The sequence below is a fragment of the Oceanirhabdus sp. W0125-5 genome, from assembly GCF_027938815.1.
Lineage (GTDB): Bacteria > Bacillota > Clostridia > Clostridiales > Clostridiaceae > Oceanirhabdus.
Window position 1 is genome coordinate 4,449,471 of sequence record NZ_CP115913.1, and the last position, 19,657, is coordinate 4,469,127.

The window sequence follows — 19,657 nt, forward strand, 5'->3', positions numbered from 1 at the left end:
TAGTATTATTTTAGTTTCTTATCAATCTATAAAACTATATTTTTATTTATTTCTAAGTTCTTTTATCTTCTCAATTTCTAGTCCAGTCTTTTGAGATATAGTTTCATCATCTAATATATCTAAAAGATTTTTTGCTATTTCTAGCTTACCTTGTTCAATTCCTTCTTCTCTGCCTTCTTCTCTACCATCTTCTTTTGCCTTATTCAAAGCACTTATTTTATCTTTTAAAATTTTACTCCTCATTTCATATAAAGCTCTTTCTTCTTTATCATTACTTATTCTAACTAGTTCATCTTTTGCTTCTTTTATTTCTTCTACACTCATCTCTAAATCTCTGATTTTTGCACTTTCAGGGTTCTTTAAAAATTCTGTCCATGCAACAAGCATATCTTTTTCATTACTATTTTCTTTCAATTTAGGAATTTCTATAAAATGTATTTCTATTACATCTGTTAATTCTTCATTCGTTTCTCTTTCTTTTAATCTATATCCATTATGAAATCTTTCATTTTTCAAATATTTAAAATTAAGTATATTAATACATACTGTTCTTTTTAACTTTGAGTAATCTTCACCTTCTCCAAGTTGCTCTTCATACAATTTACTCCAATAATAAAGACTTCTTCTTATCATGTTATACTCATTTTTCAATTGTATTTCAACATTTATTATTTCCTTTTCATCTGTTTCTGCTCTTACATCTAATCTTGAAAATTTATCTTCTAAAAAATGTTTTTCTATATCGGTATTTTTTATCTCAACTCTCACTATTGGACTTTCCGGCTTCATTGTTGCATTCAGAAATGATATCAATATCTTAGGATGCTTCTCTGATCCAAATATCTTCTTAAAAACAAAATCTATTTTAGGGTCTAGCAATCCTTTTAACATACATTCACCACCTATAATTTATTATCTTTAATTATATAACATATTTTTTATTTCTTAAACATTTTATATCCAAAATTTTTAATTTCCTAACTTTTAAAATGATCTAGTAATTCTTTAGTCCTTGCCTCTCGGCTAAATAACTTTTTTTGACTTTTTGCCTATCCACTACTTTTCTTTATATTTTCTTACTTACTACTAATTCATCAAAGCTTGCGCATTAAAGTCGCCTAAGCTCTTTCAGATGTGTTATTTAGAAAGACTAACCCAGAAAATTCACTTCCCGTGTTAGTCTTAGATTGCTGGTTATTTGTCTTTTATTTTAATTTTGATTAGTTATCTTTAGTTTTTATTACCTCTACACCTAAACTGCTGTTTTACGCTGTTGTAGGTGTTTTTTTGTACTTTCTTTTCTAACTGACTACAGAATTTAAGTTATGCAGTATTATTTATGTCCAAATTTGATTTGTTTTAATTAAATCATAAAATTCTCATTTTTATGCAAACTTATTCTAATTAATTATGCATCCACTTATTATAACTCTTCTTCCTCATCTTCAAGTAATTGAGAAAAATATTCCATGTAACTACTCCATTCATCCGGTATTGAGATAAATGATTTAGTTCCTAACTTTGAAGCCTCTACAGCATCACACCAAATTATAGAAGGTGTATGTTCTGTATCCATAACAATAAGACTTTCTGCTGGTTCAGCTAAAACTATAAATCTTACAGGTAAGTTTATAGTTTTTCTTAATCTGATAGTCTCTTCAATAATATTAGTACTACCATCAGTATCTGAAAATGAATAATTACTTATTCCTCCTAAATATCCTCCACTATAAAATGAAGCAATTTTGCAAAAATCCCTTGGTAATCTTATTTTAAGTATATTCTCTATCCTAGATAAAACATCTTCATCCACACCATCACTTGGATACAAATTTAAGTATCTCTCTTTTAATCCTTCTATGTTTTCCATATTAAAAATCCTCCTGTATCATTTATCTGTTTTGTACACGCCATTTCCAATATTCACGTGTATCTACATTGAATTTCTTTCTGTTAATTGGAAAATTTGGATGAGGAGTATTTTTACCATATTGACTGTGCAATATATGCTGTCCATACTTTCCAACTCCATGATATCTCGTACTTGCTTCAGCTAAAGCCCCCCTTGAATCTTGTCCTATATGATGTAACATTGAAAAACTACCATCTGAAAGTTGAGGGGCAAGCCCTTTAGCTGCTGCTTCTGCATTAGTCTTTCCTATAAATCACTTATCACCAGAAGTTCTTATATAATCCCAGTCTATATCATTTCTCTGAAAAATTTCATAAGTTTGTTGGGTTCCTTTAGTTCTTGTTGCAGTCCATTGTATCTTTTCTTTTGAAAAAATCTTTGTAGTAGTAGCTTCACCCGTATCCTTTTTCAAAAACTCAAAGCTTTTACTATCTCCTGCTGTTGGTTTTTCTAAAGGAATAGAACTTGCTTTATATCCATCATTAACATTTTCAATTTTTTTGACTATTTTACCATCTTCATATTTTAAAGATACTTTTTCATTATTTAACTCTATTTTACTACTCTTTGGTGTCCTCTTAGGAGTATTCTTCGCTGTACTCTCTGGCAACATTCTACTCGGCTCAGTAATTCGATTATCAGCTTCTATAGTTATTCCATTTTTGTCTGAATATATCTCTATTTCTCTATTCTTATATGTGTTATTATCTACTAGAGCTTTAGATCCTGTTGTTTGAGTGGCCCTTCACGCTTCGCTTAATTGAGAATGGAGAATGGAGAATTGAGAATGCAGGTCATTTCTCTACCGAGAAATCTCATCTTATTAAACCCATTATTCTTTCCATATTTATCTTTATTCTCTTTAATTACTCTGAAGTCCTTGCCTCTCGGCTGATAAATTTTTCTTTGCTTTTAGCTTATATCGTTACTTTTTTTTATATATTTAACTTACTACTATCCCTAAGAAGCTTCGCTTGTAAACCCTAAGAAGCTTACGCTTTCAGACCTTAAAACCTTACCCTCTTAAACCTTTTAACACCCTCTTAGGGCAAAGTCCATCTTATAGTTCATTAGTGATAAACATCAATAATTTCAATCTCTAATACTATTCTATATCTTTAAAAAATAATGAACCAGCCTACTTATTTTTCAGCTGATTCATTTCATCTTTTAACTGCATTATTAATATTATTAGGTTAAATTTACTAGAATCCAAGTATCAACCTGTGTTATAACAACTACACTAATTCATCTATTCATGCTTTCAATTTTTTGTAGCGAGTTTAAAGTAAATTATGCAGTAAATAATTAGATACTAAAATTTCAGATTCCAAAAATCTATTTGATAGTTTTTTATTTACAAGGATTTTTATAACACCATTCTGAGTCAAATATCTCGCTTTTAGCTATTTTTTCAATATCCTCAAATGTATAATACCATTTTAATTCATTATAAAATATATCATACAAATTTAATTTCATATACTCATATATAAAATTCAAAAGCATTTTGCACGCCCTAAAGTCCTCAATATTAATACATTGTTGATAGTTATTTTTCTCATCAATAAAGTCAAATATTCCATCTAACATATTTTCAACATCATTATACGCATACATAATAAATTGATTATCAGTATCCACCTCATTATCTTTAAGAACGAATGTCATAAATTCATATCTACCATCATCATTCTTTTCGAATTCAATTCCATCCAAACAGATAATACTAGCTTTATTAGCTGCATACCTTATATCATATATTAACTTATCAAAGTCAAATTCCTCCTTCTTCTTCAACAAAATTCCAGATAACCCCATTACTTAGTCACTCCTTTCAATTCATTCATATTATTAATAATAGTTATTCCCATATTTTTTATTTTTTCCACCAATCTTACATTGTTCAGATTAGTCATATCTATAGTTTCATCAATATACAATATAACCTGCTTATTTCCAGTATTTAAATATGTATTTTTAGAACTATCAATATACTTATATAATTGTTTTTCTTTAACAGATGAAATTGATGCTTTTACTTCAATTAAAATATTTTCTGTTGCAACGTCAATATCTCCTAAAACATTTCCATTTTTAGACTTAATTTTATTACCAAAATCCGTTATTGTAGCATCAGTATTCTTATTTATAAAATCTGCTACTTTTGCTTCTGTGCTTACACCAATATCTGCGCTACTTAAATTCTTACTGATTGAATCAGCAATAGAATTCTGTGTTTGTTTTGGATCACGTATTACTGTACCTGATTCATTCATATAATCCACAAACATATCTGTTTCTTTTACAATATCTAAAGGATTTCTTCCAACATCATCCGTCCCCTTAATGCCCTTTTCTAATGCTTCTTCACCAACTTCTTTAGCACCTTTCTCAAAGACTTGTTCTCCTGTCTCTTTAGCAACTTTGTCAATGACCTCTTCTCCTGTTTCTTTTGCAGCTAATTCAAGTGCTTCTTTTCCAGCCACTTTAGCTAGCTTTCTCGACCTCTTTATTATCTTTTCTATTGCAGTAGCGACTAACTTGTCAGCCACTTCTTCTTCTATTCCTGCATAAAGCCCTTGGGTAACTCCCCCTATAAAAGCTTTTACATATTTATTCTTTATACGTGTTTCATAATTATATTCTTTATATAACGGTTTTAATGTGTTATGTAACTTTTTATTCCATGGAAGTATATTATCAGATGCTGTATAAATTGTTAAATATTTATACTGTAACTCATTTGTCCAATTATATGGATCTTTCTTATATGGTTGTTTCAGTTTTTCCACTTCTTTATACAATTTTTGAACTTCTTCATATAGATTGAAAGTGTATCCACCTCCACCATCTACAGCTTCCATCAATACAGCTCTATGCCCACTCGGATCCACATATGTCAATGGGTTACCTTTTCCATAAAGATATAAATTCCTTGTTAACGGCTCCTTTATATCCCCTAACACTGTATCCTGCTGCATAAATTGACTTGTATTAAAGTCATAGTATCTTGCCCTTAGATACAACATTCTTCCTTCTATATCATGCATTTCACCTGTATATCCGTAGTAGCTATTTGTTAGTCTTGCGTTCTTCGCTACTGGTGAAATTGGTTCTCCATATGGGGCAAACCCTTCTCGCTTCGCTTAATTGAGAATGGAGAATGGAGAATTGAGAATGCAGGTCATTTCTCTACCGAGAAATCTCATCTTATTTAAAACCCTTTATTCTTTCCATATTTATCTTTATTCTCTCTAATTACTCTGAAGTCCTTGCCTGTCGGCTGATAAATTTTTCTTTGCTTATAGCTTATATCGTTACTTTTATTGTATATTTTACTTACTACTAACCCTAAGAAGCTAACGCTTTTAAACCCTAAACAGTCCTTGCCTCTCGGCTAATTATTTTTTCTTTGCTTTTGTTTTTCTCGTCACTTTTATTTATTAATCCTACTCACTTCTTACTCTAAAACGCTACCGCCTTTAAACCTTAAAACCTTCGCTTTTAATCCCTAAAACACGCTTTCAATTATATTATTTAATGAAAAAGTGATGGAACGACTTGATTTGTCATTTCCATCACCTTTTCGCACCATTTCAAATTGAACTTAATTCATATTATTAGTGAGTTACTGATATTAACTCTAGGCTTTTAATTTAATATCAAATATTAGTTGTTCAATACTATCTGATATAACTTCATATCTTCCTGTTTCAAAGTCTTCTAATTTTACAATACCAGTATTATTATCAATAACTACTAAGAAGCTATTTCTACCTTCTACTCCTAACGGAATATTATCTAACTTTCCTTCATGAACCTCTTTATAACCAATTAATTGAGTGAGAAAATTATTTAATTCAATACCCGGTAACACTGGCTCAAGTATTATATTATATGACTTATAAAACCCTGCCAATTCAGCAAACCAATAAGAATTAAAGTAATCTTTTATAGATTCATGAAACGTAACTCCCAATACGTTCTCTATATCTAGAAAATCATGAACAACATTTTTTTCAATAGGCTTCCATCCTATATATTCGTCTTCGTCAACTTCTCCTTCATATATAATGGATGTTACTGCATCATTCCATGGTACTTTAGGATATGAATTATTAAATCCTTGCCATGCTTCTATAAGTTGGTTAAAATATTTTTTCATCTCTTTCTTCACAATATTCACCTCATCTCAATATTATCATTTATTAATGAATTTTTGAAGCATTTCTGCATATGGACTATCACTACCCCATATTCCTAGATTCTTTTCAGCATTGTGGATTCCACCAAATCCTGGATGAAGTGGCTTTGGTATTCCAAATGCTTGACCTCCTCCACCGATATGATGGTGAAGTAATTGAGTTCCACGAATTCCCTGTACATCATATTGCTCAAAATACCCTCTAAAAGTAGCATCATTAACTGGAGTACTTAGTGTCGGATGCTTACCTTCAATAATACTTTTATTGAAGGAACTGAAGGCATCAGGATGTCTTTCTAGCATCTCACCCCAATAATAATTAGAATCTCTTAACCATCCTTCAGCATTTGCTTTTGAACTTCCTTTACCAACATACGGCATATCTACAATCAATCTTAAATCTGCTTCATATCTTCCTAATACACTTGGATTTTCAATCCCCCTATACGCTCGTATATCTACTTCACTAAGTGTATTAACTGTACTCTCTCCCTTTTTCAAAAACTCAAAGCTTTTACTATCTCCTGCCGTTGGTTTTTCTAAAGGAATAGAATTTGCTTTATATCCATCATTAACATTTTCAATTTTTTTGACTATTCTACCATCTTCATATTTTAAAGATACTTTTTCATTATTTAACTCTATTTTACTACTCTTTGGTGTACTCTTAGGTGTACTACTCGCTGAACTCTCTGGCAACATTCTACTAGGCTCAGTAATTCGATTATCAGCTTCTATTGTTATTCCATTTTTGTCTGAATATATCTCTATTTCTCTATTCTTATATGTGTTATTATCTACTAGAGCTTTAGATCCTGTTGTTTGAGTGGCATCTTTTATGGATTTCTCAGCAATATCTGTACTTTCTTCCACTGATTTTCCTGTAATCTTTTTGATTAAATCATCATCTATTCCGATTTTCTTTAATCCTTTTGCTACAGCCATTGATCCATATTTGTCAATTATTTTTCCTATTCCACTTCCTATTAGATCTCCTATAAATCCTCCAGCAAAATCTTTTATTGCTTTCTTTCTGGAATAATTTGATCCTTGATGTAGGGCATTTGCCATTACATCCCCTACGGCTGCAAATGCTGCTTTTCCTAATACTCCTCCTGGGGTTTTCCATGGTATTAACGCTTCTGCTGCTGATCTTCCTACTTGCCACCAGTTTACTTCATCAAATGACTTATCTAAATCTCCTTTTGTTACTGGATTAAAGAAGTAATTCATTGTTACTTGCATCATTAAGTCAGCTGCTCCACCTGCTCCTGCTTTTATTAATAATGGCAGTATTGGTATGTTTCCACTTGGATCTTCTCGCTTCGCTTAGTTGAAAGTGGAAAATGGAGAACTCAAAAACGTCGGTTATTTCTCTCCGAGAAATTTCATCTTATTAAACCCATTATTCTTTCCATATTTATCTTTATTCTCTTTAATTACTCTGAAGTCCTTGCCTGTCGGCAATTATTTTTTTTTACTTTTGGCTTATCTCGTTACTTTTATTTATATATTTGACTTAGTACTCTCCCTAAGAAGCTTTAACTTTTAAACCCTAAAACACGTTCTTTAACCTTAAACCACGCTTGTAAACCCTATAACCATTCCGCATATTCCTCTTTACTTAGTCTATAAATTCCAACTTTGTACTTGTAATATGCTAAATGATGTAAAGTAATTTCAAGCCTTTTTCTAAATAATAAGAACCTATAAAATTAATTTTATAGGTTCTTTTATTATTTTATTTTTTCCAGATTGCTTCTAATTCCTTATTTACTTCTTTACTCCATTGATATGATTCTATTGTATCCCTATATTCATTATAAAATAAACCAACAAGTATATTATTACTTGGTTTACAGACAATACATTTTACTTCTCCCTGTCTCCAAGTTTGAGGCATTCTTTGTCCTTCAATTGACTTATCTAGTGAATAAATAGAATCGATATTATCAAAAAGATCAGTTACAAGGTCATCATAAACTAGTTTACTTTTATCGCCAATTGTTTCAATCTCACCACTTTTTAAATTTACACCTACTATATATATAATATCAAATGTTTCTTTAATCTTTAATAATTTTGATAACGACATATCGCCTTCCTCTTTTCCATTTATTTTAATGCCCTGGGTCAATCCATTCATCTGGACCTATTTGAATTAATCGATTACCTTTCATTTCCCAATGAGCCTTTATTTCAGATTGACGCAATGCTTTTCCTCCTTCTATTGAATTAAAAATTGACTTTGAAGGATGACGGGTTGGTGAACCTGCTGTATGAATATTTCCTGATGGATGACCAGGCCCTGGTAGTTCATCAATAACCCCTCCATAATCGATCATTTCTCTACCGAGAAATCTCATCTTATTTAAAACCCATTTTTCTTTCCATATTTATCTTTATTCTCTCTAATTACTCTAAAGACCTTGCCTCTCGGCTGATAAATTTTTCTTTGCTTATAGCTTATATCGTTACTTTTATTTATATATTTAACTTACTACTCTCCCTAAAAAGCTTCGCTTGTAAACCCTAGTAATTTCAATCTCTAATACTATTCTATAACTTTAAAAAATTATGAACCAGCCTACTTAAATTTCAGCTGATTCATTTCATCTTTTTACTCCATTATTTATATTACGAGTTTAGTATTTATTTATCTAAATTATATTAATATTGATCTTAATTCTATAAAATTATTTTGTATTCAGTTTCTCCTTCATTTTGCAGAATGATTACTCTATTCCTCTCTTGGATAAAATACTATTAGTTTTCCTTCTGGATAATTTCCACTCCAACCACATGGCCATCCTCCTGACTTATAGATATAATACATTTTTTCAAATATAGAATTATTTTTTCCATATAATCCTCTACAAATAATACAATCAGATAAATCTGAATACACATCATCTAAAGAATCAATGTACTCGTCACTAATTTTTAAATTTTTATCTAATAATCTCTTAAATTCATTCATTTCTTCTTGAAATTCTTGATAATTCTCTATTCTATACTTTTCCTCATATACCTCACTCATAACAAGTTCTCTTAAATCAACCCAACTATAACCTTTTTCTGAATTAATTTCATATTGTAAATTCTCGTATGCTAAAAATTCAGCTTCATCGTAATCATTTATTTCTATTATATAATTTGAATTTATAGTTTTAGGTGAAAATAATTTCATTTCTTCAGTTGCTTCTATTACTTCTTTAATTAATTTTTTATTTTCATCCAACATTATTTATTAAACCACCTTTGCCATAAATCTACACTCGCTTTATCTTTTTTTGAATACATAGGTAATCCTTGTTCCATTAGATATTTACTTTTTTGTTGTAAATTATAAACTTGTCTTTCTAATTGATCTACACTTAAATTAACATCCATTTTATTAAGCTGATCTTCAATAAAATCATTGTATACATCATGATTACCTTGATGCCTTGACATAGTACTTACCCCACCACTCTTTCTATTTCTTAAAAATATTCCATTAGATGCATCATCAAAATCCATTCCAATCTTTTTTATGATAGGATGATTTTTTAATTTTTTAGGAATTATATGCATTGCTTGATATGGAGTTCTTTTTGTTGTTCTATTAACTCCCAAAGATTCAAATAAGTTTTGTCCTAATTTAGTCGAATTTCCTCCAGTAACCACTCCTGAAGTTCCTGGGATTAATCTTTCAGCATGTGTGACATCATCGGTATTATTGCTTCTGCTGCTGTTCTTCCTACTTGCCACCAGTTTACTTCATCAAATGACTTATCTAAATCTCCTTTTGTTACTGGATTAAAGAAGTAATTCATTACTACTTGCATCATTAAATCAGCTACTCCACCTGCTCCTGCTTTTATTAATAATGGCAGTATTGGTATGTTTCCACTTGGATCTTCTCGCTTCGCTTAATTGAGAATGGAGAATGGAGAATTGAGAATGCAGGTCATTTCTCTACCGAGAAATCTCATCTTATTTAAAACCCTTTATTCTTTCCATATTTATCTTTATTCTCTCTAATTACTCTGAAGTCCTTGCCTGTCGGCTAATTATTTTTTCTTTGCTTTTGTTTTTCTCGTCACTTTTATTTATTAATCCTACTCACTTCTTACTCTAAAACGCTACCGCCTTTAAACCTTAAAACCTACGCTCTTAAACCTAAAACCTCCATTCATACTCCTTTAACCCCTGGTTTTAAAACTTATTTTAAAAAATCGCTAATACTCTTATTTTGATATTATCTGTCGCTTGCTTATCTACTATGTTATAATTGAAAGCAAATAAATTACACTCTAGACTAATCTAGAGTGTAATTTCACATTATTTTTACATAAGTTTTGTAAATATTATATAAAGAATTATCCCTAAAACACTTCCAATTATGACTTTAGTTTTTATATTTTTACCATCACCTCTAGTTAAAGCTGCTATAAAACTTACTCCAATAGACACCAAGCTAACTATTATTATCTCCTCAATCATTAGTACTCTCATCTCCTTCGATTTTTAATATATCTTTTTCAAAATCCTCACGCAATTGTTCTGCTATTTTTTCAAAATATTCTCTTCTACGAATTCTCTCATCTATTGTCTTGCCAAATAATTTATCTCTCCATGATAGTGTACCTGAGTAATCTATTAAATCCCAATAATCATCAAAATATTCATCAAATAATTCTTGGTTATCTTCTCCATAACTATTTAATTTCCCTTCAAAATAAGTCATATATATAAATAGTTCTTCTGGATTACTAATACTTCTAATATAATCATAATCTATATCAGATTTCTTTATCATGGCTTGCAAGTACATATCTCTATCTACTTTATTATTTCTATTACTGTAATCAGCTAAACTAAATCCAATAGTTATGAACGTTCCTGCGCTTTTTATAAGATTTTTTGCACTCTCTGATGATACTTTACTAGCAAAATATTCATATCCTTTTGCATTATCAGCGATATCACTAATTGTAGGAATGACTGTACCGGGTTGTTTTAGTTTTTCTTGTACCAAACTCATAATATCCTCATCTGGTTCATACTTATAATACTCATACCTTTCACCAATTGAAGTTAACTTTCCACTAACCCATTCTATTTTATCAAAATAATCTATTAAGCTTCCAAATGGTATTGCATTCACAAGTGTTGCAAGCCCTTCTTTTAATTTCGAATCATCAAATTCAAGCCAAGCAACACTAATTTCTCCTGTTTTCTTATTTTTCTTTACCCAAATGCTCCAATGCCCACTCGGATCCACATATGTCAATGGGTTACCTTTTCCATAAAGATATAAATTCCTTGTTAACGGCTCCTTTATATCCCCTAACACTGTATCCTGCTGCATAAACTGACTTGTGTTAAAGTCATAGTATCTTGCCCTTAGATACAACATTCTTCCTTCTATATCATGCATTTCACCTGTATATCCGTAGTAGCTATTTGTTAGTCTTGCGTTCTTCGCTACTGGTGAAATTGGTTCTCCATATGGGGCAAACCCTTCTCGCTTCGCTTAATTGAGAATGGAGAATGGAGAATTGAGAATGCAGGTCATTTCTCTACCGAGAAATCTCATCTTATTTAAAACCCATTTTTCTTTCCATATTTATCTTTATTCTCTCTAATTACTCTGAAGTCCTTGCCTGTCGGCTAATTATTTTTTCTTTGATTTTATTTTTCTCGTCACTTTTATTTATTAATCCTACTCACTTCTTACTCTAAAACGCTACCGCCTTTAAACCTTAAACCACACTTGTAAATCTCACCAGTTGTTCTTTCCTTGTCCCTAGTTCCAAGTCTCTAGTTATTCTACTCAGCTATCTTATTTATATGTTTTATTTTATCAATTCTTTTTATTTTAGTGCTTTTCTATCTTCTTCTACTACATAATATTATGTTCTCAATTCCATTAACTTTTAAGTGGAATTACTGAACCTAGAATTTCCTAGCTTATCAGGTTACACATATCTTTTATGCTTGTTTTACTGACTCCTAAAGGTGCTAGTGTTGATTGCCTAGGAACTCCTTCATCAATTACAGGTATTTATTTAACTGCTAAAAAAATAATGAACCAGCCTACTTATTTTCAGCTGATTCAGTTCATTTTTCACTGCTTAATTAATATTATGCATATAGCTATTTTATTACTATCATTGAATTTATAGCTATTTAAAATATTTCTTTATTATGCATCTACATCCTTAACCTTTATGCAGTAAGATGCTATCAAGTTTCTCTTACTAAAGTTGTATTGATTTGTATGATAGTGCTCTATCCACTATTTGTTCTGATGTAAGTTCTTCTTCACTCCAGTATATTAAACCAGTTACTTCTGGATCTGGAACATTCTTTTCTAATAGTTCTATCATTTCATCAATTTCTTCTTCTGTTCCTTCACATTCTATTATCTTATCCACTAAATTTATTAATTCTTCTCGTGTTAATTTTTTTAACATATATTTCACTCCTTATTTATTAAAATGAAATCCTTTATCTAAAATCTCTTGATGCATTCTTGGAGAAGATATTATTATATTATCTAAGTCATAAACCCCACCACCATTATGAATAGGATTCTTATGGTGAAGAACATAGCTAGTATGCTTTCCATATTGCTGAGATGGAATTACTTTTGGTGCTAATCCATTACTCATTCTCTTAATATTTGATTTACTAAACTTACTTGCATAACTTGACTTTGAATATTCTTCCCAAAAAGCTTTTCTAAATGCATCAAAATTGCTAAACTCCCTGCCCCTTAAGTTATCTGCAACTTCTTTTGGTACCACTCCTATATTACCACCTGAACCTCTCATTGCCCTAATCGGATTAGATAAATTTTCACCACCACTTACAATTCCTGCTATTTTTCTAGGGTCAGTCGCCCCCTTATAAGCAAACAACTGTAAATTTATCGTAAGATGTTTAGCTGATTTTTTCCCAATCTCTTCTGTTGCATCTAATGATTCACTTACTACTTTGTTCGATACTTGATCAATATTGTCTAAACTAGCTTTAGTACCCTCCGGCAACATTCTACCAGTATCTTGAATATAATCATTTTTACTTACTATTATTCCATCTGGAGCTGCATAAAAATCTGCTTGACTACTCTGTGGAGTACTCTTAGGTGAAGTCTTTGTTGTAGGAGTGTTCTTTGCTGTACTCTCTGGCAACATTCTACTAGGCTCAGTAATTCGATTATCAGCTTCTATTGATATTCCATTTTTGTCTGAATATATTTCTATTTCTCTATTCTTATATGTGTTATTATCTACTAGAGCTTTAGATCCTGTTGTTTGAGTGGCCCTTCACGCTTCGCTTAGTTGAAAGTGGAAAGTGGAGAACTCAAAAACGTCGGTCATTTCTCTACGAGAAATCTCATCTTATTTAAAACCCATTTTTCTTTCTATATTTATCTTTATTCTCTCTAATTGCTCTAAAGTCATTGCCTTTCGGCTAATAAATTTTTCTTTGCTTATAGCTTATATGGTTACTTTTATTGTATATTTTACTTACTACTACTCCTATGAAGCTAACGCTTGCAAACCATAAGAAGCTTCGCTTTGTATCGAAATCTTGACATTAGATAATTTCAATTATTTATTGCAATTACCAGGCAACAGCAGAAATATGCAATTTGTTTAGCACTATTGCTACATATCTACTAAATAGGTGCAGTTATAACTGCTGTAACAAAGATGTCATAGCCTCTTACAGCCCACTTAAAAGTGCGACATCTCATTACTCTTTAAAATATGCATAAATACCTTATTACCATAAATTAAATCCTTAATTAATAGTTACGCTAGAGATAAAGCGTATTATTTACTGATAGTTCTTAAAATACCTTATTAACTTTTTTTAATACCATATTTTAAAATTCCTCCTTATTACTAATCAGTTCCGTTGCTATAATAATAATTTATACAAACATAGTTATTAAGTTCAAGTATTATTGATAAACATAAAAGACAGTTATCAAATAAAGATAACTGTCTTTTATTTGTAAAACATTATTAATTCTCTATTTCCAATGCCTTTTGTATGCTACGCATTTTTTTGAATAATACAGTCTCTAATTAAATCCATAATCTTATCTGTATTATCCATGATTTTATCTGCTTCATCTTCACTATATAAACCACATGAAGATTCCATTGCTGGATAAAAATCTATAAAAATATCTACTGCTTTTTTAGGTATAAAATCACAATCCTCCCATTCAACTTGTAATTCTTTTAAAACACAACATATATTCTCTACCTTTTCTTCATCTAATCCGTTTCCTAATCTTAATGAAACTAATAATCCATCTTCTGATAATAATAAATTTTCTAATTGATCTAGTTTACTGCTTTTCATTTGATTCATCTCCCTCTTTTTTTATTTTTTTATTACTTTAATTGCCTCTGCAGGTATATATCCTTCTATTAACACCTCGGCTGAATTTTTAGCAAAATTTTTTGAAGTAACTCCTTTTAAATAAGTTGACCGACCTATATCTGTAGATAAATCATATACATTAACATCCGTAGGTAACTTATTTAAATCAATCTCTACAATCCTCATACCATCTTTAGTAGCCCACTTATTAGCCACATTAATATCTGTAGTTGTAGAAATGAATTGTGAACCTTTATTTCTACTTCCAGATATAACGTGTCCCTCTACTGTCATACCTCTTTGTGGTTTTTTAGCAACTAATCCTGCTAATGGATTTTCATCAGCACGAATAACTCTATAAACTATTGATTGTTGATTTTCACCAACAATACGTGTAAGTTTACTCGTCTTCTTAATAACTTGAGCACCTTTTTTCCCACTCTTTAAAACCTCAGCTGTTTCATCGCCATTTTTTACTGCAGACTTTATGAGTGTTCCTACTTCATCTGAGTTTTTAAATATACCTACAAACGGTAAAATACTCATTCCATCCAATGCAGTTTGCCCTACATGAGACCAACTCCACTCCCAATGATCTATATCATATGTTAAATCTCTGATATCAGCTGGTGCATCAACACCTATTAATGACCCTGCAATTTGCCCACCGGTACCTAAAAGTGTTACTTCATCACTATAGTTTCCTTTAACTACTTGTTCTCCAGACCTTTCAACATAATCTATTACTTCGCTACTCCATTCAGCTACCTTATCTAGAGAATTACTTCCTATGGAATAATATATTTTTCCTGGTTCATTAGAAAATATTTGAACATACCTATCTTCATCAATGTCCATTTTCATTCCAGACAATTCATATATTTGGTCTCCATATTTAGTATCTCTTAATCGCGATACATAATTGTGAAATGCATTACTATCATATGATTTATTTTTTCCGTATAGTTCAATTGGCTTTACTTCCCATGCTTCATCAATTCCAGAGTTACCATGTTTAACAATAGCTTTATAACCATTATTCCCATAATAAAACGACTTAATATTAATTCCTTTTTGCCCATAAATCATTAAGTAATTAACAATTCGATCTACAACATAATTTTGAAAATCAACTGAATTCTGTAAAGCAATATCATATGGGGAACCTGTATTTCCACTCGGATCAACATATGTCAAAGGATTACCCTTACCATACATATACAGATTCCTTGTAAGAGGCTCTTTTATATCCCCTAACACTGTATCCTGCTGCATAAACTGACTTGTGTTAAAGTCATAGTATCTTGCCCTTAGATACAACATTCTTCCTTCTATATCATGCATTTCACCTGTATATCCGTAGTAGCTATTTGTTAGTCTTGCGTTCTTCGCTACTGGTGAAATTGGTTCTCCATATGGTGCAAACCTGTTATTATCTATTATTGATGCGTTCATGTTTGTTATTGCTATTGTACTTCCTATTGCATCTTGTAGATAATATAGAGGATTATTTGGTTTTCCTTCTACTTTTACTAGGTCTTCTACTCCTATTCGCTCTATCCCGTAAGTATATGCTGCTCTGTAGTTGTCTTCTTTGTCTTTTGTCATCAACACTTGGGTATATTCTTGGTTGATGTCGTTGACATATTTTGTTACTTCAAAGACTTCTGGGTTGGTCATGTCTATTCCTGGTGGTAGTTGCGTATCTCCTGGATTGTTTGGATCTATTTTACCATTCTTATACCACCCTAGGTGTTTTCCGTTGTTGCCTTTTGATTTATCTTTATTTTTGCCTTTTGCCCAGCCCTTCTCGCTTCACTTAGTTGAAAATTGAGAATTGAAAACTCAAAACGTCGGTTATTTCTCTCCAAGAAATCTAATCTTATCAAACCCTATTTCTTTTTCGTATTTATCTTTATTCTCTCTAATTACTCTAAAGTCCTTGCCTCTCGGCTGATAAATTTTTCTTTGCTTATAGCTTATATCGTTACTTTTATTTATATATTTAACTTACTACTATCCCTAAGAAGCTTCGCTTGTTAATCCTAGTAATTTCAATCTCTAATACTATTCTATATCTTTAAAAAATAATGAACCAACCTACTTATTTTTCAGCTGATTCATTTCATTTTTCACTGCATTATTAGATTTATGCAGTGTAAAATTTCTTACTCTTATTGATTTAATTTAATTCTTCTATTACTACTTTTTATGCAGTTTTCTTATTACTTATTATGCATCCAAATTTACACTATACCTAAAAATAAATTATAATTTATTTTAATATTTCCCATAACCGCTCTCTTATTTTACTTAAAGGTTTATTTAACTTTTGTCTTTCATTAAAATCATCATTCCAAATATAGAACTCTGATAACCCTCCCCTTACCGGATATAAATTTTTATAATCTCTTTGTATTTCTATAAATCGTTCTTCGAAATTGCTTATGTCTATACTATCAATTTTATCTATAAGACGCTTAATTATTTTTTTTTGATTATTAATTGTATTATCACCATACTTATCTACAATCAAAAATAAGTCTTCAAATAACTGTTTTAATTCGTTGATATCTTTTAATTTATCCATTTTATATTCTCCTTATTTTAACGGTGTCTTACTTAATACTTCAACATTTAACTTCCAAGGTTCACGTATAAATGTCTGAATGATATCCTCTCCACCTAAATACACTCCACCTTGATACCCAACAGGTCCTGTATAAACTGTAGTTCCTTTTGGAATTTTTATTGCATAATTTGTATCTATGATTGATGTCCCTGTAATTTCACCAGTAACTTGGTCAATCCACTGTTCCTTTACCGCAGTATCAATTCTAACTTTTACTATTGATTCTGCTGGTTCAGAAGTAAACCATTGTCCTAAAGGCTTTCCATCTTGACCTGCTCGATAGTATATCCTATCTTCAGTAAGTACTTCAACATTATATTTGCCTCCATAGAAGTTTGATGCTGGTTGACCATCTATCTCAGCTAAAGGCCCCGGATTTTCAATCATATTATAAGTATATTTAGTTTCAGCACTCTGTAACTTTACTTCAGCTCTTGAATTAATACGATTATGAAGTTCTTCAGAAGTTAATTGTCCATATTTATTTCTTAAATAATCTAACCTTGTTTCACCAGCAACAATTTTGGAACTTTGGAATATATCATCTCCAAAATAATATGCTTCGGCCATCGTTGCATAAGCAGCCAATTCTGTTACCATCGCATATGCAAAATATATAGTAGCTCCAACTTCAATAACTGAAGTAAAATCTTCTGGTGAATCATTATGATTAATCAACATCATTTCAGCATCACTTTTCACATCAAACAGCCAGTTTCCTTCTGTATCATCCGTCTTTTCCCATCCACCAAAAGGAACATGCGTATAATATTGAACATCTCTACCTGTTATCAGCTTAAATGTATTTTTAATTAGTTCATCTTTGTTTACTGGCATCTTACTATTACTAATATAATCTATTGCTCCATATGGATCATAATAATACAATATTGCTAATTCTTCAGCTGTAAAAATTAATTGCTGATTTTCTACTGCTCTATCTATTTTCTTTAATCTTAATTTATACTCTTCAGATTCCATTAATTCATCTAATTTAAATGCACTATATGGATTATAAAATTCTGCTGGTACTGTTGTTATTAATGTATAGGTATCTTCACCTATATAATTCCATTTCTTGGAATTTATCCAAATTACCTTGTCGCCGTTTTCATCTTTATTTAATGAAAGAGAATTTCCACCTACTCCACTGCCTCCACCATCTACTGCTTCAATCAATGGTAATCCCGTATTTCCACTCGGATCCACATAAGTCAACGGATTACCCTTACCATACATATACAGATTCCTTGTAAGAGGCTCTTTTATATCCCCTAACACTGTATCCTGCTGCATAAACTGACTTGTGTTAAAGTCATAGTATCTTGCCCTTAGATACAACATTCTTCCTTCTATATCATGCATTTCACCTGTATATCCGTAGTAGCTATTTGTTAGTCTTGCGTTCTTCGCTACTGGTGAAATTGGTTCTCCATATGGGGCAAACCCTTCTCGCTTCGCTTAGTTGAAAGTGGACAGTGGTGGAACTCAAAAACGTCGGTCATTTCTCTACGAGAAATCTCATCTTATTTAAAACCCATTTTTCTTTCTATATTTATCTTTATTCTCTTTAATTACTCTGAAGTCCTTGCCTCTCGGCTAATTATTTTTTCCTTGCTTTGGTTTTCTCGTCACTTTTATTTGTTAATCTTACTCACTTCTTACTCTAAAACGCTACCGCCTTAAAACCTTAAAACCTTCGCTCTTTTACCTTTAAACCTCGTTTGTACTCCTTAAACACGCTTTCAATTGTTTTATTAAGAAAAGACTAACACAGTTTTCCATGTTAGTCTTATTCTTATCATTTCAATTCACCTTCACTAATTATTATCAGCCCACGAGGGTTTATTGAAGGTGATTCGACTGAACTTAATATGGATATTTATTCCATCCCATATTCCTTCTGAAGACAGGCTTGTTGGACTCACTTGTTAATTCCCATTTTTGAACCTTTCTATGTCACCTTGCAAGGTGTAATATTAAAAAATTTTACACCCCGGAGTCATAGGAGATAACTGGAAGTTAGTTCCTTGCTATTAATATTACGCAGCATCCTTTTTGACTTGAAGATTTTTTCTTTTTAGGTGAATCCTATTTCCTATACTGCATTAAACTCTTTTCTAGTTTTTCAGATAGTACTTCCTTCTTAATGAACTCTGTCTAGAACTTTTGATGATTAGAATTCAATAGCTTAATTCATGTAACTTAAATTTTATGTGCTACCCCATGATCATTCAAAATATACATTGCTTTACCTGTAATATCTGAAATTACTAAAGTTTCAAATGCATCTGGCCAACGTTCTTTATGAATTATTGCAATTATTTTTACATACCACACTGGCTCATTTGCTATATCAGATACCGTGTCATATAATACTTTTTCGGTTATTAACTCATATTTCACATCCATATTTATTATTGATTTTTTAGCAATATCAATAACTTCATTTAACTTAAATTTTGTTTTTCCTTCAACTTCACTTGGTTTAAAAATAGTTCTTTCTTCCATA

22 protein-coding genes are annotated in these 19,657 nt (G+C 30.9%); all 22 read right to left on the reverse strand.

Annotated features, from left to right (window positions below; genetic code table 11):
* Positions 1 to 42 precede the first annotated feature (42 nt).
* Positions 43 to 891 (reverse strand): Rpn family recombination-promoting nuclease/putative transposase, encoded by an 849-nt coding sequence (locus tag OW730_RS20850; RefSeq protein WP_271225976.1) that lies wholly within the window; start codon positions 889 to 891, stop codon positions 43 to 45.
* A gap of 532 nt (positions 892 to 1,423) precedes the next feature.
* Positions 1,424 to 1,870, reverse strand: coding sequence for an SMI1/KNR4 family protein (locus OW730_RS20855; RefSeq protein WP_271225977.1), 447 nt, complete (start codon positions 1,868 to 1,870; stop codon positions 1,424 to 1,426).
* A gap of 22 nt (positions 1,871 to 1,892) precedes the next feature.
* Positions 1,893 to 2,093 (reverse strand): HNH/ENDO VII family nuclease, encoded by a 201-nt coding sequence (locus OW730_RS20860; RefSeq protein ID WP_271225978.1) that lies wholly within the window; start codon positions 2,091 to 2,093, stop codon positions 1,893 to 1,895.
* 72 nt (positions 2,094 to 2,165) lie between these two features.
* Positions 2,166 to 2,525, reverse strand: coding sequence for a hypothetical protein (locus OW730_RS20865; protein ID WP_271225979.1), 360 nt, complete (start codon positions 2,523 to 2,525; stop codon positions 2,166 to 2,168).
* Positions 2,526 to 3,265: 740 nt separating this feature from the next.
* Positions 3,266 to 3,733: a hypothetical protein gene (locus OW730_RS20870; protein ID WP_271225980.1), complete on the reverse strand. Its 468-nt coding sequence runs from the start codon at positions 3,731 to 3,733 to the stop codon at positions 3,266 to 3,268.
* Positions 3,733 to 5,025, reverse strand: a complete 1,293-nt coding sequence (locus tag OW730_RS20875) for an RHS repeat-associated core domain-containing protein (protein WP_271229610.1) — start codon at positions 5,023 to 5,025, stop codon at positions 3,733 to 3,735. Before OW730_RS20875 ends, OW730_RS20870 begins: the two co-directional genes overlap by 1 nt.
* 533 nt (positions 5,026 to 5,558) lie before the next feature.
* Positions 5,559 to 6,092: a SecY-interacting protein Syd gene (locus OW730_RS20880; protein WP_271225981.1), complete on the reverse strand. Its 534-nt coding sequence runs from the start codon at positions 6,090 to 6,092 to the stop codon at positions 5,559 to 5,561.
* A 24-nt stretch (positions 6,093 to 6,116) separates the two neighbouring features.
* Positions 6,117 to 7,367: a hypothetical protein gene (locus OW730_RS20885; RefSeq protein WP_271225982.1), complete on the reverse strand. Its 1,251-nt coding sequence runs from the start codon at positions 7,365 to 7,367 to the stop codon at positions 6,117 to 6,119.
* A 493-nt stretch (positions 7,368 to 7,860) separates the two neighbouring features.
* Positions 7,861 to 8,214 carry a hypothetical protein gene (locus OW730_RS20890; protein WP_271225983.1) on the reverse strand — a complete coding sequence of 118 codons (354 nt, stop codon included), beginning with the start codon at positions 8,212 to 8,214 and terminating at the stop codon, positions 7,861 to 7,863.
* A gap of 25 nt (positions 8,215 to 8,239) precedes the next feature.
* Positions 8,240 to 8,485 carry a hypothetical protein gene (locus tag OW730_RS20895; RefSeq protein WP_271225984.1) on the reverse strand — a complete coding sequence of 82 codons (246 nt, stop codon included), beginning with the start codon at positions 8,483 to 8,485 and terminating at the stop codon, positions 8,240 to 8,242.
* A gap of 374 nt (positions 8,486 to 8,859) precedes the next feature.
* A complete protein-coding gene (locus OW730_RS20900; protein ID WP_271225985.1) occupies positions 8,860 to 9,363 on the reverse strand; it encodes a hypothetical protein in 504 nt (167 codons plus the stop codon).
* Positions 9,363 to 9,872 (reverse strand): AHH domain-containing protein, encoded by a 510-nt coding sequence (locus tag OW730_RS20905; RefSeq protein WP_271225986.1) that lies wholly within the window; start codon positions 9,870 to 9,872, stop codon positions 9,363 to 9,365. Before OW730_RS20905 ends, OW730_RS20900 begins: the two co-directional genes overlap by 1 nt.
* The gene (locus tag OW730_RS20910) at positions 9,806 to 9,952 is read right to left on the reverse strand and encodes a hypothetical protein (protein ID WP_271225987.1); all 147 of its coding nucleotides are present in this window, start codon (positions 9,950 to 9,952) and stop codon (positions 9,806 to 9,808) included. The genes OW730_RS20905 and OW730_RS20910 overlap by 67 nt, the downstream gene beginning before the upstream one ends.
* Positions 9,953 to 10,451: 499 nt before the next feature.
* Positions 10,452 to 10,607, reverse strand: a complete 156-nt coding sequence (locus OW730_RS20915) for a hypothetical protein (protein WP_271225988.1) — start codon at positions 10,605 to 10,607, stop codon at positions 10,452 to 10,454.
* Positions 10,600 to 11,604 carry an RHS repeat-associated core domain-containing protein gene (locus tag OW730_RS20920; RefSeq protein ID WP_271229611.1) on the reverse strand — a complete coding sequence of 335 codons (1,005 nt, stop codon included), beginning with the start codon at positions 11,602 to 11,604 and terminating at the stop codon, positions 10,600 to 10,602. Before OW730_RS20920 ends, OW730_RS20915 begins: the two co-directional genes overlap by 8 nt.
* Before the next feature lie 763 nt (positions 11,605 to 12,367).
* The gene (locus OW730_RS20925; protein ID WP_271225989.1) at positions 12,368 to 12,583 is read right to left on the reverse strand and encodes a bacteriocin immunity protein; all 216 of its coding nucleotides are present in this window, start codon (positions 12,581 to 12,583) and stop codon (positions 12,368 to 12,370) included.
* A gap of 12 nt (positions 12,584 to 12,595) precedes the next feature.
* Positions 12,596 to 13,306, reverse strand: a complete 711-nt coding sequence (locus OW730_RS20930) for a hypothetical protein (protein ID WP_271225990.1) — start codon at positions 13,304 to 13,306, stop codon at positions 12,596 to 12,598.
* An 871-nt stretch (positions 13,307 to 14,177) separates the two neighbouring features.
* The gene (locus OW730_RS20935; RefSeq protein ID WP_271225991.1) at positions 14,178 to 14,492 is read right to left on the reverse strand and encodes a hypothetical protein; all 315 of its coding nucleotides are present in this window, start codon (positions 14,490 to 14,492) and stop codon (positions 14,178 to 14,180) included.
* Between the two features lie 21 nt (positions 14,493 to 14,513).
* Positions 14,514 to 16,193 carry an RHS repeat-associated core domain-containing protein gene (locus OW730_RS20940; RefSeq protein ID WP_271225992.1) on the reverse strand — a complete coding sequence of 560 codons (1,680 nt, stop codon included), beginning with the start codon at positions 16,191 to 16,193 and terminating at the stop codon, positions 14,514 to 14,516.
* A 595-nt stretch (positions 16,194 to 16,788) separates the two neighbouring features.
* Complete coding sequence (locus tag OW730_RS20945) at positions 16,789 to 17,103, reverse strand: hypothetical protein (protein WP_271225993.1); 315 nt, start codon at positions 17,101 to 17,103, stop codon at positions 16,789 to 16,791.
* A gap of 12 nt (positions 17,104 to 17,115) precedes the next feature.
* Positions 17,116 to 18,570: an RHS repeat-associated core domain-containing protein gene (locus tag OW730_RS20950; RefSeq protein ID WP_271229612.1), complete on the reverse strand. Its 1,455-nt coding sequence runs from the start codon at positions 18,568 to 18,570 to the stop codon at positions 17,116 to 17,118.
* A 780-nt stretch (positions 18,571 to 19,350) separates the two neighbouring features.
* The gene (locus OW730_RS20955) at positions 19,351 to 19,656 is read right to left on the reverse strand and encodes a hypothetical protein (RefSeq protein ID WP_271225994.1); all 306 of its coding nucleotides are present in this window, start codon (positions 19,654 to 19,656) and stop codon (positions 19,351 to 19,353) included.
* Between the last annotated feature and the right edge of the window lies 1 nt (position 19,657).

Coding starts and splice junctions, on each gene's coding strand:
- OW730_RS20925 (WP_271225989.1), bottom strand. CDS start 12,583: ATGTTAAAAAAATTAACACGAGAAGAATTAATAAATTTAGTGGATAAG.
- OW730_RS20915 (WP_271225988.1), bottom strand. CDS start 10,607: ATGATTGAGGAGATAATAATAGTTAGCTTGGTGTCTATTGGAGTAAGT.
- OW730_RS20895 (WP_271225984.1), bottom strand. CDS start 8,485: ATGAGATTTCTCGGTAGAGAAATGATCGATTATGGAGGGGTTATTGAT.
- OW730_RS20955 (WP_271225994.1), bottom strand. CDS start 19,656: ATGGAAGAAAGAACTATTTTTAAACCAAGTGAAGTTGAAGGAAAAACA.
- OW730_RS20865 (WP_271225979.1), bottom strand. CDS start 2,525: ATGTTGCCAGAGAGTACAGCGAAGAATACTCCTAAGAGGACACCAAAG.
- OW730_RS20910 (WP_271225987.1), bottom strand. CDS start 9,952: ATGATGCAAGTAGTAATGAATTACTTCTTTAATCCAGTAACAAAAGGA.
- OW730_RS20935 (WP_271225991.1), bottom strand. CDS start 14,492: ATGAAAAGCAGTAAACTAGATCAATTAGAAAATTTATTATTATCAGAA.
- OW730_RS20850 (WP_271225976.1), bottom strand. CDS start 891: ATGTTAAAAGGATTGCTAGACCCTAAAATAGATTTTGTTTTTAAGAAG.
- OW730_RS20945 (WP_271225993.1), bottom strand. CDS start 17,103: ATGGATAAATTAAAAGATATCAACGAATTAAAACAGTTATTTGAAGAC.
- OW730_RS20855 (WP_271225977.1), bottom strand. CDS start 1,870: ATGGAAAACATAGAAGGATTAAAAGAGAGATACTTAAATTTGTATCCA.
- OW730_RS20900 (WP_271225985.1), bottom strand. CDS start 9,363: ATGTTGGATGAAAATAAAAAATTAATTAAAGAAGTAATAGAAGCAACT.
- OW730_RS20870 (WP_271225980.1), bottom strand. CDS start 3,733: ATGGGGTTATCTGGAATTTTGTTGAAGAAGAAGGAGGAATTTGACTTT.
- OW730_RS20930 (WP_271225990.1), bottom strand. CDS start 13,306: ATGTTGCCAGAGAGTACAGCAAAGAACACTCCTACAACAAAGACTTCA.
- OW730_RS20890 (WP_271225983.1), bottom strand. CDS start 8,214: ATGTCGTTATCAAAATTATTAAAGATTAAAGAAACATTTGATATTATA.
- OW730_RS20860 (WP_271225978.1), bottom strand. CDS start 2,093: ATGTTACATCATATAGGACAAGATTCAAGGGGGGCTTTAGCTGAAGCA.
- OW730_RS20940 (WP_271225992.1), bottom strand. CDS start 16,193: ATGACCAACCCAGAAGTCTTTGAAGTAACAAAATATGTCAACGACATC.
- OW730_RS20885 (WP_271225982.1), bottom strand. CDS start 7,367: ATGATGCAAGTAACAATGAATTACTTCTTTAATCCAGTAACAAAAGGA.